The organism is Thioclava sp. GXIMD4216 (assembly GCF_037949285.1).
GTDB lineage: Bacteria > Pseudomonadota > Alphaproteobacteria > Rhodobacterales > Rhodobacteraceae > Thioclava > Thioclava litoralis.
Genome location: NZ_CP149926.1, coordinates 1,107,707 through 1,124,671, shown reverse-complemented (window position 1 = coordinate 1,124,671; position 16,965 = coordinate 1,107,707). Strand labels below are relative to the sequence as shown.

Below are 16,965 nucleotides of genomic sequence, written 5' to 3'. Positions count from 1 at the left end.
CAAGCCCCTTTCCGATCTGCGTCGGGGGAAGTTTTGCATCTCTCTCGCGGCCTCTTGCCAGAGCGCGATGAACTCATTAGCTGGCATGTTCCGCCGCTTTGAACAGTGGCGCGCACCTGCCTGAAAGAGACGCCCATGCCCTGCCTTGCCATCGACTTCGGAACCTCCAATAGCGCCCTTGCCGTCTTGGAGACTGACGGCATCCGCCGCCTGACCGTGGAAGACGGGCAGGACACCCTGCCCACGGCGGTGTTCTTTCCCGAAGACGGCAGCGAGATGCGGATCGGGCGCGCGGCAGGCGAGGCACTGATCGAAGGCGATGCCGGACGCTATATGCGGGCGCTCAAAAGCGTTCTGGGCACGGAGCTTCTGCACGAGGAACGGCGCATTGGCCGCAAACGGCAAAGCCTTGCCCAGATCATCACGATTTTCCTGATCCGCCTGCGCGAGGAGGCAGAAGCCCAGACGGGGGTGCGTTTCACCGAGGTTCTCTCGGGCCGCCCCGTGGCCTTCCACGACGACCCCCAACGCCATGCCCGCGCCGAAGCCGATCTGCGCGCCTGCTATCTGGCGGCGGGTTTCGAGACGGTGCGGTTCCTGCCCGAGCCCGAAGCGGCCGCCTTGGCGGCAGGCCATTCCGAACGCGCCAGCGAGACCGGACTGATCATCGATATCGGCGGCGGCACCTCGGATTTCTCGGTCTACCGTCGCGAGGGAAAAGAGATCCGCATCCTCGCCAGCCACGGCATCCGGCTGGGCGGCACCGATTTCGACCATGCGCTTTCGCTGGCCCGCGCGATGCCCGAACTCGGTCTGGGCGGCACGTTGAAACGCGAGATGGGCGACGGCACCCTGCCCGTACCGCGCGGGATCTATGTCGATCTGTCGCGCTGGGAAAAGATCCCCTTTGTCTACACGCCGGAAACCCGTCGCCTCGTGGCCGATATGGCGCGCAACGCGCTGGACCCGCTGCGCATCGGGCGTCTGGCGCGGGTGGTGGACGAACAGCTTGGCCATGAACTGGCCTTTGCCGTTGAAAGCGGCAAGATCGCGGCAAATTCGAACGCCGCACAGGCCGCCATCCGAATGGGCATGATCGAACCCAAGCTCGAGGTCCGCCTGACCCGTGGCATGCTCAACGCCGCGCTCAGCCAGCATCAGGAAGCACTGCGCAATGCAATCTACCAGACGCTGATGCAGGCACAACTGGCCCCGCAAATGCTGGATGCGGTGGTGCTGGTAGGCGGCTCCAGCCTGATGGCGCTTGTCGCCGAAGAGGCACAATCGATCTGCCCCAACGCCCAATTACGCAAGGCCGAAGCGTTCACTGCCGTGATCGACGGGCTGGCGCTGGCCACGGCCAATTTCACACCCTGACCATTTTTGCAGCATTGTGCCTTGCGCGCGCAATGCGTCTGCATAAGTGCACCGTTTTTCCCGAAGTTTGGCATTGGAAAAACACGCAAAAGATATACACCTTCCTTAAATAAGCTTGCTAATAGTTAGAGTGCTAACCCAGAGGAGCGCCATGACCCGCCTTGATGACCGTATGGTCTTGAACAGTATGGTTTTTTTAAACCGCCGCTTGCGTAAGGCCTTTGACGCCCGTGCCAGCGCGTTGGGTCTGACCTTTGCCCGCGCACAAGCATTGCTACAAATCGCCCGCAATGAGGGCAGCAGCCAGACCGAGCTTGCCGAGGCCCTGCGCATCGAAACCCCGACCCTGAACCGCACGCTGGACAGTCTGGAACAGACCGGTTTCATCGAACGACGCGCTGTCGAGGGCGACCGGCGTGTGCGGCGCGTGTTCCTGACCGATCTGTCGAAAGATAAGGCCGCCGATATCCTGCAATACACGAATACGCTGCGGCACGACCTGTTCCACAACCTGTCCGACGAGGAATTCGCCCAGCTTTACGAGCTGGTGCAACGTCTGCACGTCAATCTGGACGATATGGCAAAAAATGTCTGAGACACCGCATCTACATATCCCGGGTGTGAACCCGAACCCGCGCGACCCCTCGCCCAAAGAGCAGCGCCCGCCGCCGCCCTTCGAGCCGAAGCCGCGCCTGCATGTTCTGGGATATGTGACGGCGTCCATCTGCGTGGCCATCGCCATGTCGCTCAGCCAGGGGTTTGTAACGGCCAATTCGCAACGCATTGCCGGTGACCTCGGAGCCAGCCAGACCGAGGCCCTATGGCTGACGGCGGCCTATATGATCCCCCGCGCCTCGCTGTCGCTGATGCTGGTCAAACTGCGCACCCAATACGGCCTGCGCAATTTCGCCATTCTATCGGTGGCCTGTTTTGCGCTGATCAACTTCGCGACCCTCTGGGTGGACGGGTTACATAGCGCCATCGTGGTCGAATTCTTCGCAGGCTGCGCCTCGGCCCCGCTGGCCTCGGTTGCGGTGCTCTACATGCTGGAGATCATGCCCCTGCCCAAGAAAACCACCTTGGGCCTGCCACTGGTCATGACCTTCATTCTGGTCGGCACTCCGCTGGCCTATGCAATTTCGCCCAGCCTCTATCACCATTTCAACTTCCTCTCGCTCCGGCAGATGGAATTCGGACTTTCGCTGCTGATGATCGCGCTGATCTACATCCTGCCGCTGTCCCCCATGCCGCGCGCACCGGTTATTTCGGTGATGGATGTGCTGACCTTCGGGTTGCTGGCCATCGGCTTCGGGTCGATCGTGGTGCTGTTTTTCTGGGGCACCACCGTATGGTGGACCGATGCGACATGGCTGGGCGGCGTCGCCGCGCTGGCTGTCACCTGCCTCACCGCCTTCGTGGCGATAGAGCTCAAACGCGAGCGCCCGCTGATCGATCTGCGCTGGCTGGCCTCCTGGCCGATCCTGCGGCTTGCTGCGGCACTGTTTCTGATGCGGATGCTGCTGAGCGAACAGACCGTTGGCATTCCACGCCTTTTGAACACGCTGGGCTACAGCAATGACCAAGAGCAGCTTCTGTTCCTGATCGTGACCATCGCCACCATCTCGGGGGGGATCGTCTGCGCCCTGACCTTCAAGATGGAGCGCATGCCCGAAATGCACATGGCCGCGCTGGCGATGATGGCGGTCGGGCTGGCAATGGATACACGTGTGACAGCACAATACGGCCCGCAGCAGTTCTTCCTCAGTCAGGCCATGCTGGGCTTTGCCTCGACGATCTTCCTGCCGACGGCTATGGCCAACGGGGTGATGAGCGCCTTCAAGCGCAGCCCGAACTACCTGCTCAGTTTCATTGCCGTCTTTCTGGCCAGCCAGAGCCTTGGCGCGGTGATCGGATCGGGGGTCTTCCGCTCGATGGTCCAGCTGCGCACCAATCTGCATACGCAACTGCTGAACGAGCAACTGAGGGATGGTGCCCCCATCGTCACCAGCACGATGACCCAGCTCAAGGCCCTTTACGCCACCACCTCGGCGGACCCCACCATCATCAAGGCCGAGGCCCTGACGGCCCTGTCCAACAGTGTCAGCGTGCAAGCCAGTGTGCTGGCCTATGCCGATGCATTCCGCGCCCTCAATTATCTGGCTCTGGCCACGCTGGCCTGCCTGATCCTCCACTATCTCTGGACCAAACGCCAAGAGCGTCTCCAGACGCAAACCGCATGAGTCCCCAATGTCCGTAAAACGTTACCTTCCCTCGCTTATCGCTCTTGCTTTCGGACTGATCGGCCTGTCGATCATCCTCTATGCATGGCAGATCCCCCCCTTCCGCAGTTCTGTCGCACAGACGAATGATGCCTATATCCGCGGTCGCCTGACCTCGATCGCCCCGCAGCTTTCGGGCTTCATCACCGACGTTCCGGTGCAGGATTTCCAGGTGGTGAAAAAAGGCGATGTGCTGGCCAAGATCGATGACCGGCAATATGTGCAGGCCCTCAATCAGGCGCAGGCCAATCTGGATTCCGCCAAAGCCGCGCTGGCCAACAACACCCAAGACATCCGTTCGGCCGAGGCCACGATTGAATCCCGCAAGGCCTCGCAGGATTCCGCGCAGGCCTCGGTGGCCACCACCGAGCGCGAATGGCAGCGCGCCTCGCGCCTGAAAGACAAGAGCTACCTCTCGCAATCGGATGCCGATGACGCGCAGCTTGCCCTGCAACAGGCCAAAGCCTCGCTGGAAGAGGCCATTGCCGCCCGCCATGTTGCGGAAGAGGATCTGAAATCGGTCAAGATGGACACCCAGACCCTGCAAGCCAGCGTCGAAAGCGCACAAGCCGCCTTGGAACTGGCGCGGATCAACCTTGAACACACCACCATCACCGCCCCGATAGACGGTCGGCTGGGCCAGATCGGGGTGCGCGGCGGGCAATATGTGGCGGCAGGCACCACGTTGATGAGCCTCGTGGGCACGGATGTCTGGGTCATTGCCAATTTCAAGGAAACCAAGCTGCAGGGCATGGCGCTGGGGCAGCCGGTGCGTTTCACGGTCGATGCGCTTGGCGGCAAAGCCTTTACTGGCCATCTGGAAGGGTTCTCGCCCGCCACCGGATCGGAATTCTCGGTCCTTTCAAGCTCGAACGCCACCGGCAATTTCACCAAGATCGCCCAACGCGTGCCCGTGCGGATCACGATTGATGCGGGACAGGACGGGGCCGAAAAGCTGGTGCCCGGTCTGTCGGTGGTGGTCGATATCTCCCGCGAGTAAGACCGCCCGCCACGCCGCACCCTCACATGGCGGTGAGGGTTTGTGAGCTTTTTGCGGAACCCAACCTGCCCCCGTTTGTTGCCCTGTCTGGAGCGCCGCGTCCCGAGCGGCGCGCAGACACGCCAAAACAACAAGCGAAAACAAAGGGACAGGCCAGATATGGCAGATAATCTCCAGCAGGAACGCCTGCTGTTCTTTCCAAAGGTTCATAAACGCGTCTTTTCGGTCTCGGCGATTCTGATCGTCGGCTTCATCATCTATGGCGCGCTGTTTAACGATCAGGCAAATGCCCTTTTCGGCGGTTTGCAGACATGGTTCGCCACCAATCTCGGCTGGGCGATCATTATCGAGATGAATCTCTTCGTCATCGCCGCGATCTATCTGGCGTTTGGACGCTTCGGCGATATCCGGCTTGGACGGATGAATGAAAAACCTGCCTACGGGCTGTTCAGCTGGACCGCCATGCTGTTTTCGGCAGGCATCGGCATCGGGCTGATCTACTGGGGGGTTGCAGAGCCGCTTTACCACTATTTCGCACCGCCGGTCGGCACGCCCGAAACCGAAGAGGCCGCCAAACAGGCGATGGTCATCTCGTTCCTGCATTGGGGCATCCACGGCTGGGCGATTTATGCCGTGATCGGGCTTGCACTGGCCTATTTCCATTTCCGCAAGGGGCTGCCGCTGACCATCCGCTCGGCGCTCTATCCCATTCTGGGCGAGCGCATCTTCGGCAAATGGGGCGATGCGGTGGATATCCTTGCCGTTTTCGGCACCATGTTCGGCATCGTGACCTCGCTGGGCCTCGGGGCAATGCAGATCAATTCGGGTCTGGGCGATCTGTTCGGCTGGGAACAGTCGATCCTGACACAGGTCATCATCATCGCCCTGATCACGCTCGCGGCGACCATCTCGGTCGTGGCGGGGCTTGATGCGGGGATCAAACGGCTCTCGAACCTCAATATCGGCCTCTCGATGGTCTTCTTGCTGTTCATGCTGATCGTCGGCCCCACCATCTTCATCTTCGATCTCTATGTGCAGAGCTATGGCGATTACATCTCGCACTTCATCAGCTGGGCCACGTGGACCGAAGCCTATAATGAAAAAAGCACATGGCAGAACAGCTGGACGATCTTCTACTGGGCGTGGTGGGTCAGCTGGTCGCCCTTCGTGGGGGTTTTCATCGCACGGATCTCGCGCGGGCGCACCATCCGCGAATTCGTGCTGGGGGTGATGCTGCTGCCAAGCTCGATCATGTTCTTCTGGTTCTGCGCCTTTGGCGGCACCGCGCTGAATATCTCGCTGGGCGGGGATAACACGCTGGTCGAGGCCACCAGACAGGCTTACGGGCAGGCCATGTTCGCCCTTCTGGACTATTTCCCGATGTCGAACCTCACCTCCGGTTTCGCGATGATCCTGATCGTGATGTGGTTCGTCACCTCCTCGGATTCGGGCTCCTTCGTGATCGACATGCTGACCGCAGGCGGCGACCCGAACCCGCCCAAGATCCAGCGGATCTTCTGGGCCGTGACCGAAGGCTGCGTGGCGGCGGTGCTCCTGATCGCGGGCGGGCTGAACGCGCTACAGGCGGCGGCCGTGGTCGCGGGCTTCCCCTTCGCGGTGGTGTGCTTCCTGATCCTGATCGGGCTTCTGAAGGCGCTGCGTTGGGACACGCTGATGATCTACCGCCACAACCAGATCTATCGCAATGACGACGAGGCCGACCATGCCATGCCGCCCGAACTGCCCGGCGATCTTTATGGCGCGGACCCGACCCCACCGCCCGAGATGGCACCGGCAAAAGACTGACCGACGCAAGGGGCAGGTCCGCAGACCTGCCCTTTGACCTTTCTGCGCTCGGCCATGCTTTATTCGGGCCGCCTCTTACTCGGGCCACCTCTTACTCGGGCCTGTCTGTGCACAAGGCGGGAGGGCTGGACTTCACAGGAAAGCTGGCTCACAAATCGGGGCAGATTTCTCTGGCAGATCCGGTCCGCACCGATCAACTCTGCCGACAGCCGAAAGTGCCGCTATGACCTCCGATCCGCTGACCCTCGCCCGCGCCCGTGCCAAAGCGCCCGATTTCACTCAGGTCTTCACAGGCCCCGTGCCCGGGCCATCGGACGGGCCGCTGGACGGTCTGACCGTGGCGGTCAAGGACCTCTTTGATGTGCAAGGCTACCAGACCCGCGCGGGTTCCAAAGCTCGTGACACCCGCCCGCTGGCGACAAAAGATGCCCTTGCCGTCGCGCGAATGCGTGCGGCAGGCGCGGGGCTTGTCGGCCACACCAATATGACGGAATTCGCCTATTCCGGCCTCGGACAGAACCCGCATTACGGCACCCCTTTGACACCGTTGATCGCGGGTGCGATTGCCGGAGGGTCGACCTCGGGCGGGGCGTCCGCTGTGGCGCGTGGCGTGGCCGATATCGCGCTTGGCACCGATACGGGCGGCTCGCTGCGCATTCCTGCGGCGTTTTGCGGGATTATCGGCTTCAAACCCACCGCTGACGATGTGCCCCGCGACGGTGCCGTAGCGCTGTCACATACACTGGATAGCGTTGGGGTAATGGCACGCGATGCGCTGACCCTCCATGCCGCGATGGAAGTGCTGCGCGATGCCCCCTATGACGAGGCCGAACTGCCGCAAGAGCTGATCCTGCCGCGCAGCTTTGGCCGCGATGCGCTGGACCCGCAGGTGGCAGAGGCCTTCGAGAATGCGCGGGAGGTGCTGACGGAGGCGGGCTACCGCATCATCGAAATGGACCTACCGTTCCTCGACCTCTATCGCCAGCTCGAGATCTGGCATTTCTCGGCGGTCGAATCGCGGCTCCATCACGCAAGCGAATATGCCGAACACCACGACCGTATTGATTCACGTGTCACAAAACGCATGGCGCGCGCCGATGAGGTCACCGCGCCCGATTACGCCCGTAGCCTGCTCTTGCGCGAAACGATCGCCCGCAGCGCCAAGCGCGAGCTTCTGGGCCGCGCGATCGTGCTGCCGACCACGCCGATCCTGCCGCCGCAGCTTTCGGCGCTGGAGGACGAAGAGGCGTTTAACCGCCTCAACCAGCTGGCGCTGCGCAACACGTCGCTGGCCAATGTGATCGACGGTTGTGCGATATCCCTGCCGCTGCCCCATGCCGGCGTCGGGCTGATGCTGGTAGCGGCGCGGCACGAGGATGCCAAGCTGATCCATGCCGCGCATGAGCTGGCTCCCTTGCTGGCCGCCTGCGCCGTGCCGGAGGAAGGCACGATAGATAAAAGCTATCAAAACTAGCAGAACAATCAATTTCATATAATCTGCGGAACGTGACAATGTGCGTCCAAGGGTTAAATCCCGAACCGGATCGTAAAGAACCGGCCTCCCAAACCGAAAGACGAGGACACGACAATGGCTCTCATCAATACCAAGATCAAACCGTTCGCCGCCAAAGCCTTCAAGCAAGGCAAATTCATCGACGTGACCGACGCCGATATCGCGGGCAAATGGGCAGTGTTCTTCTTCTACCCTGCCGATTTCACCTTCGTTTGCCCGACCGAACTGGGCGACGTGGCCGACCATTATGCCGAGCTGCAGAAAATGGGCGTGGAAGTGTTCTCGGTCTCGACCGACACCCACTTCACCCATAAAGCATGGCACGAATCCTCCGATACCATCGTGAAGATCCAATATGCGATGATCGGCGACCCGACCGGCGCGATCACCCGCAATTTCGAAGTGATGCGCGAAGATGAAGGTCTGGCAGATCGTGGCACCTTCATCGTGGACCCCGATGGTGTGATCCAGGCGATGGAAATCACCGCAGAAGGGATCGGCCGTGATGCCTCCGACCTCGTGCGCAAGATCAAGGCTGCACAATATGTGCGCGCGCATCCGGGCGAAGTCTGCCCCGCTAAATGGAAAGAAGGCGAGAAAACCCTCGCACCGTCGCTCGAACTCGTCGGCAAAATCTGATCCGTCAGGATCACGAACATCGCCTCTGCGCTCCTTGCGCAGAGGTTCCCCCGCCAAAGCTCGATGCCGATCACTGCGCCGCAAGGACGCAGAGCGCACGTTTTGGTCCTCCCCCAGACATTCGGAGTTCTCCCATGCTCGACAGCACGCTCAAGACCCAACTTTCCGCCTATCTCGAACGGCTGGTGCGTCCGGTCGTTCTGACCGCCTCGACCAATGACACGGCCCGCTCTGCCGAAATGGTCGAGCTGCTGACCGAGATCGCGGAACTCAATGACAAAGTGTCGGTCGCCGTTGATGGCACCGATACCCGCAAGCCCTCCTTCAGCCTGACCTCGCCGGGGGTCGATATTTCGCTGACTTTCGCAGGCCTGCCGATGGGCCATGAATTCACCTCGCTGGTGCTGGCGCTTTTGCAGGTGGGGGGCTATCCGCCGAAAGTCGAACAGGAGCTGATCGACCAGATCAAAGAGATCGACGGCCAGTTCACCTTCGAAACCTATTTCTCGCAAAGCTGCCAGAACTGCCCCGATGTGGTGCAGGCGCTGAACCTGATGGCCGTGCTGAACCCCAATGTAAAACATGTGGCCATTGACGGTTCGGACTTTCAGGACGAGGTCAACGCCCGCGAGGTGATGAGCGTGCCGACCGTCTACCTGAACGGCGAGGTCTTCGGACAGGGCCGGATGGAACTGGGCGAGATCGTCGCGAAAATCGATACCGGATCGGCAGACAAGGCCGCCGCCAGGATCAATGCCAAGGACGCGTTCGACGTGCTCGTGGTCGGTGGTGGCCCCGCCGGTGCCGCTGCCGCCGTCTATGCCGCCCGCAAAGGTATCCGCACCGGTGTGGCCGCCCAGCGTTTCGGCGGTCAGGTGCTGGATACCATGTCCATCGAGAACCTGATTTCGGTGCCGCATACCGAAGGCCCGAAACTGGCCACGGCGCTGGAACAGCACGTCAAGGAATATGACGTGGACATCATGAACCTGCAAACCGCAACCGGCCTTGCCCGCAAGGGGGATCTGGTTGAGGTCACGCTGGAAAGCGGCGCCGTTCTGAAGTCCAAATCGGTGATCCTCTCGACCGGTGCCCGCTGGCGCCAGATGAATGTGCCCGGCGAGAACGAATACAAAAACAAGGGCGTGGCCTATTGCCCCCATTGTGACGGCCCGCTGTTCAAGGGCAAGCGCACGGCGGTGATCGGCGGCGGCAATTCGGGCGTCGAGGCGGCAATCGACCTTGCGGGCATCGTGGCGCATGTGACGCTGATCGAGTTCGACACCAAGCTGCGTGCCGATCAGGTGCTGCAGGACAAACTGCGCAGCCTGCCGAATGTCACGATCATCATGAACGCCCTAACCACCGAAGTCACCGGCGACGGCACCAAAGTGAACGGTCTGGCCTATCGCGACCGCACCACCGGCGAGGACCACCATGTCGCGCTCGAAGGCATCTTCGTGCAGATCGGCCTGCTGCCGAATACCGACTTCCTCAAAGGCACCGTCGATCTGAGCCCGCGTGGCGAGATTATCATCGATGCGCATGGCGCAACCTCGATGGATGGCGTCTTTGCTGCCGGTGACTGCACCACCACGCCCTATAAGCAGATCGTCATTGCGATGGGGCTCGGGGCAACGGCGGCCTTGGGCGCCTTCGACCACCTGATCCGCACGTCTGTTCCGGCAGAAACCGCCGCGAAAAAAGAAGAGGTCGCCGCGTAATCGTGCACCACTCACGGTAAAGGCCGCGGTTCTGCCCGTCAGGACCGCGGTTTTTTATGCGCCTTGTTCTGGCCTCTTTACTTGCGCCGGTAAATGTCACAGGTCTTTGCCCATGACATTGCGCGAACTCCAATATCTGGTCGAACTGGCCCGCCTGCGGAATTTCCGTCGTGCGGCAGAGATGTGCAATGTCAGCCAGCCCACTCTCTCGACCCAGCTGCGCAAGCTCGAAGAAAGCCTTGGCGTCCAGTTGATCGAGCGGAGCAAACGGCAGGTGTTGCTGACCTCGGTGGGCGAGGAAATCGTGGCCCGTGCGCAGAAGATGCTGGACGAGGCCCGCGATATCCGCGCCATCGCCGAACGCAACCGCGCCCCCGATACGGGCCGCCTGCGGCTTGGGGCATTCCCGACGCTTGGCCCCTATCTTCTTCCGGCCCTGCTGCCCGAAATCGCGCGCAAATTCCCCAAGCTGCAGTTGCAGCTCTTTGAAGAGAAAAGCGAAACGCTTCTGGGGCTATTGCGCAGTGGTGATCTGGATGCCGCCCTTCTGGCACTGCCGATCGAGGATCCGACCCTCCAGACCCAGCCACTTTTCGAGGAACCCTTCCTGCTGGCTGTGCCGCAAGGCCATCGGCTGGCGCATAGCGGGCCGCTATATCTCGCCGATCTGGGGGCCGAGGAAATGATGCTGCTGGAAGATGGCCACTGCCTGCGCGATCAGGCGGTCAGCCTGTGCAACCGCTGGGGCCTTGACGAGATCGAAGGCTTCCGCGCCACCAGCCTCGAGACCCTGCGCCAGATGGTGGCAGCGGGCATGGGAATTACACTGCTGCCCAAGCTCGCCACCGAAGGCCCGATGGCCGCCAGCGCCGTCATGAGCCTGATCCCCCTCGCCGACACCCCCGAACCGGGACGGCAGATCGGTATGATCTGGCGGCGCAGCTCCTATATGGTACCGCTTCTCCGCCAGATCGCGAAGATCACCGCACAGGTCGCCAAGACACGGCTTGGCCAGCAAAGCAAAAGCACCACATAAACAGCGATATCAAACGCCGTGCAAAGCTGACCTCTCAAGACCGTTTTGCCGGAACCTTCCGAAATGCCGGCGCCGCGCATGATCGCCCTCTGCGCCCGACATCTCCAATTCTGGATCAACGTCCACGCATTGACACTCAAGAGCGCCCGACAAACGGCCGCGATCAATGCCTCGGTCAAACCGCCTTGGCGCTCGCCAAACGCAGCAGCGCAACGATTCAGGCCTATCAAGAAGCGATCGAGCGCAGGACCAGCACTGCCAGCCCCGATAAAGCATCAGGCCTTACAGAACAGAGCATCCAACAATTTCAGGGTGAAAACGTGGTGCCCGGAGGCGGATTCGAACCACCGACACGCGGATTTTCAATCCGCTGCTCTACCAACTGAGCTATCCGGGCACTTTCGGCTTCGGGCGCTGCCCTCTGCTTCGGTAGGGCGGTATTTAGAGAAGCTCGGGGGTGGTGTCCAGAGGGAATTTGAAGTTTTTTCAAATTTCCTTCCAGCCCCCCTCAAAATTCCGAATTCTCCAGTATTTTCAGATCAGTGGGGTTTCTGATCGGGGGCCCATTCCTCCGGTGCGCGCTCTTCTTCCTCGGCAATATCGCCCGGAATCACATAGGACCCGTTAAGCCACTTCGCCAGATCCACATCGGCGCAGCGTCTGGAACAGAACGGCCGGTATTTGGCATCGGCTTTCTTGCCGCAGACGGGGCAGCTCATGCTGCCCCCTTCCCGACCAGCGCCTCCAGCGAGACGCGATCGCGTTTGCGTTGCAGCTCGTAATTGCCCAAGGGCGTCCAGCCCGCAAGCGACGCCTCGGCCTCGCCCTTGAAGGCAGTCTTCATCTGCTGCTCCAGCGGCTGGCGGTCACGTTTGGGCATCGGCGCGAAATCGACAACGATCTGCCCCCCCAAGCCCCGCAGACGCAGCTGACGCGGCAGCTCGCGCGCGGCCGCGATATTGGCCTTCAGGCTGGCCGCAGGCGAGGTGTCATTGCCGGTATTCACATCCACGGCGATCAGCGCGCGCGTCGGCTCGATCATCATATGCGCGCCACCCGGCAACTCGACCCGCGCGCGCAGGAGCGCGTCGAGCTGCTCGAGCACCCCGTGCTCCTCGAAGGAGCCCTCGATCACCTCTTCGGGTTCCGGCTCGGCCCAGTCGCGCCATGCTTCCTCATGCGGGTCCGGCACATCGACCAGCAGCTCCGGCTCGCCCGAGAGGTCCGCCATCACCGCCTCGGCCAGCTCGCGCATGGCGTTGATATCCTCGGCCAGCTCGCCCTCCTCGGCCAGCGGCGCGGCAGAGCGCAGGATCAACCCCATATCCGAGCCGTCCATCACCACATCCGCCAGCGACTTCAGACCATCGCGGGTGTCCTCGTCGCGGATACGGCGCGAGATATTGATGCCGGGCGCACCGGGCGTCACGATGCAATAGCGCGATTTGAACAGCACCCGCAGCGAGACAGGAACGGCCTTGCCCGCCTCGGTGCCGCCAGTGACCATGCAGATCACAGTCTGACCCGGCGCAAGGCCCTTGACCTCGCGCAGGAAGCCGCGCTGGCCTTCGGGCAGGTCCACGAAAACCCCGCCCTGCCCCTTCATCTGGCGGCCCACCTTGCCGCGCAGGATCGCACCCGGCGCAAGCGGCTGCACTTCGGAGGCATCAATCAGGAAATCTTCCAGTTGACCATCCACCATCAAAGCGGCGGCCTCGCGTTCTTTGTAGCTGCCCAGAACGATAGTACGCCCCTTCATACGGCCTCCTTGGCGGTCACGCCCGCCGATGTCAGTAGGGTTGCGGTCTCGGCGAGGGGAAGCCCCACGACGCCGGTGTAAGACCCTTGGATCCACGGGACAAACGCCCCGCCCAAGCCTTGGATGGCATAGCCACCCGCCTTGCCCTGCCATTCGCCCGAGACAAGATAGGCGTTCACATCCTCATTCGACAGCGGGCGGAATTTCACCACCGTATCGACCAGACGTTCACGGATGCCAAAGGCCCCACGCACGGCCACAGCCGTCAGCACATGGTGACGACGGCCCGACAGCATAAAAAGAAATTCGGCGGCCTCGGCGGCATCTTCGGGTTTGCCCAAGATGCGGCGGCCACAGGTGACGGTGGTATCGGCACAAAGAATGACCTCATCGGCCGCAAGATCCAGCGCCATTGCCTTCTCGCGGGCCATCCGCGCGACATAATCGCGGGGGCGTTCATTCTTGCGGGGGGTCTCGTCGATATCGGGTGCCCGCACGGCGTCGGGCACCAGACCTAGCTGGTCCAGTAGCTCGCGTCGCCTCGGGCTCGCGGAGCCTAGGATCAGTTTCATGGGCTTACTTGAAGCGGTAGTTGATGCGACCTTTCGAAAGGTCGTAGGTGTTCATTTCGACTTGAACTTTGTCGCCGGCGAGAACGCGGATGCGGTTTTTGCGCATCTTCCCTGCCATATGTGCGATGATTTCATGGCCGTTCTCAAGCTCGACCCGAAACGTCGCATTTGGCAGGAGTTCCTTCACGACGCCGGGGAATTCGAGCATTTCTTCCTTGGCCATGGTCACTCCATAATTGCGTAAAGGCGCTTGAAACGCGCCATCGTGGCGCTTAAATGCGCCCGCCCGCTTTAAAATTCAAGCTTAATGTCAAGGCTGGGGGGCAGTTTCACGCACAATCGCGACCGTTTCGGCCTGATCGGCGCTTTCGGGCCAGTGCTGAAACAGCAAAACCCCGCCATCATGGCGCGATTGCCGTACCTGATCCAGATCGACCTGCGCATGGACCCAGCCCGGAGAATCAAGCCCGCCTTCGGCCAGCACCCCCGTTTCCGGCCAGCCGGTATCGGGCGGGCCGAAGACCCCCGCAGCCCCGCGGTTCGTATCGACCGCAGGACACCAATCGACATCTCCCACGGTGGGCGATTGCACTGTGACACATTGGTTTTCCAGCGCCCGCGCCTGCGCCCCGATCCGCACCCGCGAGTAGCCCGCCACCGTATCGGTGCAGGACGGCACAAGAAGGATCTCGGCGCCCTTCTCGCACAGCGCCCGCGCCAGCAGGGGGAATTCGCTGTCATAGCAGATGGTGATGCCGATGCGCCCGAGGGCGGTGTCAAAGACCTGCAGCCCCTCGCCCGCGCCAATCTGCCAATCCTCGCGTTCAAAGCGCGTCATCACCGCCTTGTCCTGATGGCCGATCAGACCGGCAGGCCCCACAAGGGTCGCGCGGTTGGTGCGGATATCGGCCCCTGTATGGTTTTCGATTACCGGCCCCGAGGGCACAAGGATATGCACGCGATGCCGGAAGGCCAGATCGATAAACAGCGTCTCCATTTCAGGGCGATAACGCGCCACAACCTGCAGTGCGGCCTCCAAGTCGCGCGCAGCCTCGGTCCCGCCCAGTGACGCCAGCTCCATCGCGCCATATTCGGGAAAGACCAGAAGCTGGGCGCCCTCGGCCACGGCCTCTTCGACCCATTGCGTCACTTTGGCCTCATAGGCGTCCCAACTGTCATGCCAGTCCAGCGGATAGGCAGCGGTAGCGATATGGAGTGTCATAGGGCACGCCCCCAGAATTGCAGATGTTTCACCGTTTCAGCCGTCTCGCCCAGATCCATCCAGCGGAAACCGGCGATCACCCCCTCCAGCGGCTGATAGCCCCGTTTATGCCAGAACTGATCCAGCGGGCGATAGGCCGCGGGCTTCAAAGGATGGTGACCCTCGCGGATTACCGCGCAGAAGACGCTGTGGCTGCGCCCGAGCGCCCGTGCATGTGTTTCACGGGCCTCAAAGAAGGCATGGCCCAAACCCTGCCCGCGATAGTCCGGCAGAAGAACCGATTCCGCACAATAGAACACATTCCCCAGCGCCAGACCGGTGCGGCCAAAGGGGGCCGCGAAATCTGCGGCATGGTCTTCCAGCGGCGTGCCGGTGGCCGCCCCCACAAGCCGCGCGCCGTCAAAAGCGCCAACCACGACCGCGTCCTTCGACGAGCGGTAGCGTTCCAGATAGCGCCGCTCGTACTCCAGCGAGCCGTCATAGATATAGGGCCAGTCGCGGAACACGCGGATGCGCAGCTCTGCCACATCGTCCAAGGCGGCATCCAGCGCCGCCCCCGTAAGCACACGCACCTCCATCAGGAGACCTGCTTGATCCAGTCCGAGAGGTTGTAATAGGTGGTCACCCGCGCGATCTTGCCATCCTTGAGGTCAAAGAAGGTGCCCGCAGGCAGGCGGTAGTTTTGCCCCTTGGCGTCGGGCAGGCCTTCATCCGTCTTCAGATAGGTGCCGTTGACGATAAATTCCGCCGCAGCCCGCGTGCCCGCCTCATTGGCCATCACGCAGAGATCAGTCAGCGTCTCGCGGTAGCACTGCGTCATATGGGCATTGAATTCGCGGAAGGCCTCGGCCCCACGGCGGATATTGCCCTCATTCACATGATGTTCGAAATCATCCGCCAGAAGCGCCTCCATCGCTGCGGTATCTCCGGCGTTGAAAGCATCGTAATAGGTTTTCAGGGTCTCAAGAGCCTCAAGGCGTGACATGGTTCCATCCTGCTGGTTTTGTTATTCATTATGGGTGGGTGGCCCGAAGCGCGACACCATCCGGTCGCGGATCTGGTCGCGGGTCTGGCGATAGGCGGCCAGCTTGGCCTCGCGCCCCTCGCCGATGCCCGTGGGGTCCATGATCGGCCAATATTCGATATCCAGATGATAGAAGCGGGTCAGCTCCAGCGCCTGACGCTGGCTGGCGGGCGACAAGGCGACGATCAGATCGAAGGTCGAGATATCATCGCCCCATTCCTGCATATCCTCGAAGCTGCGCACGCGGTGGCGTTCCAGATCCACACCCACCTCATGCATGACGGCAATCGTGAACCCGTCGATATCCAGTTCCGATTTGACGCCTGCCGATTGCACATACACGCCAGGGCCATAGAAGCGCTTCATCATCCCCTCGGCCATCGGAGAGCGCGTGGCATTGTAGTCACAACAAAACAGCACCGATTGCGGCAAGCCTGACATTATTTCACCGGCGATAGGACACAAACAAGGGTGAACAGCCGCCGGGCGGTATCAAGATCCAGCTCGGCCTTGCCTTCCAGACGTTCCTCAAGGATCCGCGCACCCTCGTTATGGATGCCGCGCCGCGCCATATCGATCGCCTCGATCTGGCTGGGCGGCATGGTTTTCACAGCCTCGAAATAGCTTTCGCAGATCTGGAAGTAATCCTTGATCACCTGCCGGAAGGGGCCGAAAGACAGGTGGAACTCGGCCAGCGGATCATCGCTCTCGCTGCGGGTATCAAAGACCAGCCGCCCGTCGCGCACCGACAGCAGCAGGTTGAACGGCCCTTCCGGCGCGGCCAGATCGCCTTTCCCCGGCAGGGTGAAGCTATTGTCTTCCAGAAGGTCGAAAATGGCCACACGACGTTCCTGCTCGATCTCCGCGCTCGGCGCGGGCAGACCGGAATCATCGACTTCCAACTTGGCAATATGGGCCATTACTCTTCTCTCCCTGTGGCCGGCGACGCGGCTTTAGGAAAGGCTAGACCGAGTAATGGCCACGCGCAACCGCGTCCCGCGACAGAGGCAGGCG

General features: G+C 61.5%; 18 protein-coding genes and 1 tRNA gene. 9 read left to right on the top strand and 10 right to left on the bottom strand.

The genetic code is table 11. The features are described 5' to 3' along the window. Window positions 1–135 precede the first annotated feature (135 nt). The 9 genes from WDB88_RS05485 to WDB88_RS05445 all read left to right on the top strand — a co-directional run bounded on the left by WDB88_RS05485 (window position 136) and on the right by WDB88_RS05445 (window position 11,374). Window positions 136–1,377, top strand: a complete 1,242-nt coding sequence (locus WDB88_RS05485) for an Hsp70 family protein (protein ID WP_339109194.1) — start codon at window positions 136–138, stop codon at window positions 1,375–1,377. Window positions 1,378–1,528: 151 nt separating this feature from the next. Next, complete coding sequence (locus WDB88_RS05480; RefSeq protein WP_339109193.1) at window positions 1,529–1,972, top strand: MarR family transcriptional regulator; 444 nt, start codon at window positions 1,529–1,531, stop codon at window positions 1,970–1,972. Further along, window positions 1,965–3,617, top strand: coding sequence for an MFS transporter (locus tag WDB88_RS05475; protein ID WP_339109192.1), 1,653 nt, complete (start codon window positions 1,965–1,967; stop codon window positions 3,615–3,617). Before WDB88_RS05480 ends, WDB88_RS05475 begins: the two co-directional genes overlap by 8 nt. A gap of 7 nt (window positions 3,618–3,624) precedes the next feature. After that, on the top strand, window positions 3,625–4,656 hold the full coding sequence (locus WDB88_RS05470) for an HlyD family secretion protein (RefSeq protein WP_339109191.1): 1,032 nt from the start codon (window positions 3,625–3,627) through the stop codon (window positions 4,654–4,656). A gap of 159 nt (window positions 4,657–4,815) precedes the next feature. Further along, window positions 4,816–6,462, top strand: coding sequence for a BCCT family transporter (locus tag WDB88_RS05465; RefSeq protein WP_339109190.1), 1,647 nt, complete (start codon window positions 4,816–4,818; stop codon window positions 6,460–6,462). Window positions 6,463–6,685: 223 nt separating this feature from the next. Next, window positions 6,686–7,936, top strand: coding sequence for an amidase family protein (locus WDB88_RS05460; protein ID WP_339109189.1), 1,251 nt, complete (start codon window positions 6,686–6,688; stop codon window positions 7,934–7,936). 114 nt (window positions 7,937–8,050) lie between these two features. Then, window positions 8,051–8,614, top strand: a complete 564-nt coding sequence (ahpC, locus tag WDB88_RS05455; protein ID WP_339109188.1) for an alkyl hydroperoxide reductase subunit C — start codon at window positions 8,051–8,053, stop codon at window positions 8,612–8,614. A gap of 134 nt (window positions 8,615–8,748) precedes the next feature. Beyond that, window positions 8,749–10,338: an alkyl hydroperoxide reductase subunit F gene (ahpF, locus tag WDB88_RS05450; protein ID WP_339109187.1), complete on the top strand. Its 1,590-nt coding sequence runs from the start codon at window positions 8,749–8,751 to the stop codon at window positions 10,336–10,338. Window positions 10,339–10,450: 112 nt separating this feature from the next. Continuing rightward, a complete protein-coding gene (locus WDB88_RS05445; protein ID WP_339109186.1) occupies window positions 10,451–11,374 on the top strand; it encodes a LysR substrate-binding domain-containing protein in 924 nt (307 codons plus the stop codon). A 321-nt stretch (window positions 11,375–11,695) separates the two neighbouring features. On the opposite strand, the gene WDB88_RS05440 is transcribed toward WDB88_RS05445, so the two are convergent. The 10 genes from WDB88_RS05440 to WDB88_RS05395 form a co-directional block, all read right to left on the bottom strand. Next, window positions 11,696–11,771 (bottom strand) — tRNA-Phe (locus WDB88_RS05440). A gap of 142 nt (window positions 11,772–11,913) precedes the next feature. Further along, complete coding sequence (gene yacG, locus WDB88_RS05435; protein WP_339109185.1) at window positions 11,914–12,093, bottom strand: DNA gyrase inhibitor YacG; 180 nt, start codon at window positions 12,091–12,093, stop codon at window positions 11,914–11,916. Further along, the gene (locus tag WDB88_RS05430) at window positions 12,090–13,133 is read right to left on the bottom strand and encodes a ribonuclease E/G (RefSeq protein ID WP_339109184.1); all 1,044 of its coding nucleotides are present in this window, start codon (window positions 13,131–13,133) and stop codon (window positions 12,090–12,092) included. The genes yacG and WDB88_RS05430 overlap by 4 nt, the downstream gene beginning before the upstream one ends. After that, window positions 13,130–13,705, bottom strand: a complete 576-nt coding sequence (locus tag WDB88_RS05425; RefSeq protein ID WP_339109183.1) for a Maf family protein — start codon at window positions 13,703–13,705, stop codon at window positions 13,130–13,132. The genes WDB88_RS05430 and WDB88_RS05425 overlap by 4 nt, the downstream gene beginning before the upstream one ends. Window positions 13,706–13,709: 4 nt before the next feature. After that, window positions 13,710–13,928, bottom strand: coding sequence for a translation initiation factor IF-1 (gene infA / locus WDB88_RS05420; RefSeq protein ID WP_036636451.1), 219 nt, complete (start codon window positions 13,926–13,928; stop codon window positions 13,710–13,712). A gap of 87 nt (window positions 13,929–14,015) precedes the next feature. Next, on the bottom strand, window positions 14,016–14,927 hold the full coding sequence (locus WDB88_RS05415; RefSeq protein WP_339109182.1) for a carbon-nitrogen hydrolase family protein: 912 nt from the start codon (window positions 14,925–14,927) through the stop codon (window positions 14,016–14,018). Beyond that, window positions 14,924–15,505: a GNAT family N-acetyltransferase gene (locus WDB88_RS05410; protein WP_339109181.1), complete on the bottom strand. Its 582-nt coding sequence runs from the start codon at window positions 15,503–15,505 to the stop codon at window positions 14,924–14,926. The genes WDB88_RS05415 and WDB88_RS05410 overlap by 4 nt, the downstream gene beginning before the upstream one ends. Next, window positions 15,505–15,912, bottom strand: a complete 408-nt coding sequence (locus WDB88_RS05405) for a ketosteroid isomerase-related protein (protein WP_339109180.1) — start codon at window positions 15,910–15,912, stop codon at window positions 15,505–15,507. The genes WDB88_RS05410 and WDB88_RS05405 overlap by 1 nt, the downstream gene beginning before the upstream one ends. A gap of 21 nt (window positions 15,913–15,933) precedes the next feature. Further along, the gene (locus WDB88_RS05400) at window positions 15,934–16,392 is read right to left on the bottom strand and encodes a low molecular weight phosphatase family protein (protein ID WP_339109179.1); all 459 of its coding nucleotides are present in this window, start codon (window positions 16,390–16,392) and stop codon (window positions 15,934–15,936) included. Beyond that, window positions 16,392–16,871 (bottom strand): UPF0262 family protein, encoded by a 480-nt coding sequence (locus WDB88_RS05395; protein WP_339109178.1) that lies wholly within the window; start codon window positions 16,869–16,871, stop codon window positions 16,392–16,394. The genes WDB88_RS05400 and WDB88_RS05395 overlap by 1 nt, the downstream gene beginning before the upstream one ends. Window positions 16,872–16,965: the final 94 nt, after the last annotated feature.

What these genes read in the sequence shown, in the direction of transcription:
- WDB88_RS05485 (WP_339109194.1), top strand. Translation starts at nt 136, where the DNA reads ATGCCCTGCCTTGCCATCGACTTCGGAACCTCCAATAGCGCCCTTGCC.
- WDB88_RS05480 (WP_339109193.1), top strand. Translation starts at nt 1,529, where the DNA reads ATGACCCGCCTTGATGACCGTATGGTCTTGAACAGTATGGTTTTTTTA.
- WDB88_RS05475 (WP_339109192.1), top strand. Translation starts at nt 1,965, where the DNA reads ATGTCTGAGACACCGCATCTACATATCCCGGGTGTGAACCCGAACCCG.
- WDB88_RS05470 (WP_339109191.1), top strand. Translation starts at nt 3,625, where the DNA reads ATGTCCGTAAAACGTTACCTTCCCTCGCTTATCGCTCTTGCTTTCGGA.
- WDB88_RS05465 (WP_339109190.1), top strand. Translation starts at nt 4,816, where the DNA reads ATGGCAGATAATCTCCAGCAGGAACGCCTGCTGTTCTTTCCAAAGGTT.
- WDB88_RS05460 (WP_339109189.1), top strand. Translation starts at nt 6,686, where the DNA reads ATGACCTCCGATCCGCTGACCCTCGCCCGCGCCCGTGCCAAAGCGCCC.
- ahpC (WP_339109188.1), top strand. Translation starts at nt 8,051, where the DNA reads ATGGCTCTCATCAATACCAAGATCAAACCGTTCGCCGCCAAAGCCTTC.
- ahpF (WP_339109187.1), top strand. Translation starts at nt 8,749, where the DNA reads ATGCTCGACAGCACGCTCAAGACCCAACTTTCCGCCTATCTCGAACGG.
- WDB88_RS05445 (WP_339109186.1), top strand. Translation starts at nt 10,451, where the DNA reads ATGACATTGCGCGAACTCCAATATCTGGTCGAACTGGCCCGCCTGCGG.
- yacG (WP_339109185.1), bottom strand. Translation starts at nt 12,093, where the DNA reads ATGAGCTGCCCCGTCTGCGGCAAGAAAGCCGATGCCAAATACCGGCCG.
- WDB88_RS05430 (WP_339109184.1), bottom strand. Translation starts at nt 13,133, where the DNA reads ATGAAGGGGCGTACTATCGTTCTGGGCAGCTACAAAGAACGCGAGGCC.
- WDB88_RS05425 (WP_339109183.1), bottom strand. Translation starts at nt 13,705, where the DNA reads ATGAAACTGATCCTAGGCTCCGCGAGCCCGAGGCGACGCGAGCTACTG.
- infA (WP_036636451.1), bottom strand. Translation starts at nt 13,928, where the DNA reads ATGGCCAAGGAAGAAATGCTCGAATTCCCCGGCGTCGTGAAGGAACTC.
- WDB88_RS05415 (WP_339109182.1), bottom strand. Translation starts at nt 14,927, where the DNA reads ATGACACTCCATATCGCTACCGCTGCCTATCCGCTGGACTGGCATGAC.
- WDB88_RS05410 (WP_339109181.1), bottom strand. Translation starts at nt 15,505, where the DNA reads ATGGAGGTGCGTGTGCTTACGGGGGCGGCGCTGGATGCCGCCTTGGAC.
- WDB88_RS05405 (WP_339109180.1), bottom strand. Translation starts at nt 15,912, where the DNA reads ATGTCACGCCTTGAGGCTCTTGAGACCCTGAAAACCTATTACGATGCT.
- WDB88_RS05400 (WP_339109179.1), bottom strand. Translation starts at nt 16,392, where the DNA reads ATGTCAGGCTTGCCGCAATCGGTGCTGTTTTGTTGTGACTACAATGCC.
- WDB88_RS05395 (WP_339109178.1), bottom strand. Translation starts at nt 16,871, where the DNA reads ATGGCCCATATTGCCAAGTTGGAAGTCGATGATTCCGGTCTGCCCGCG.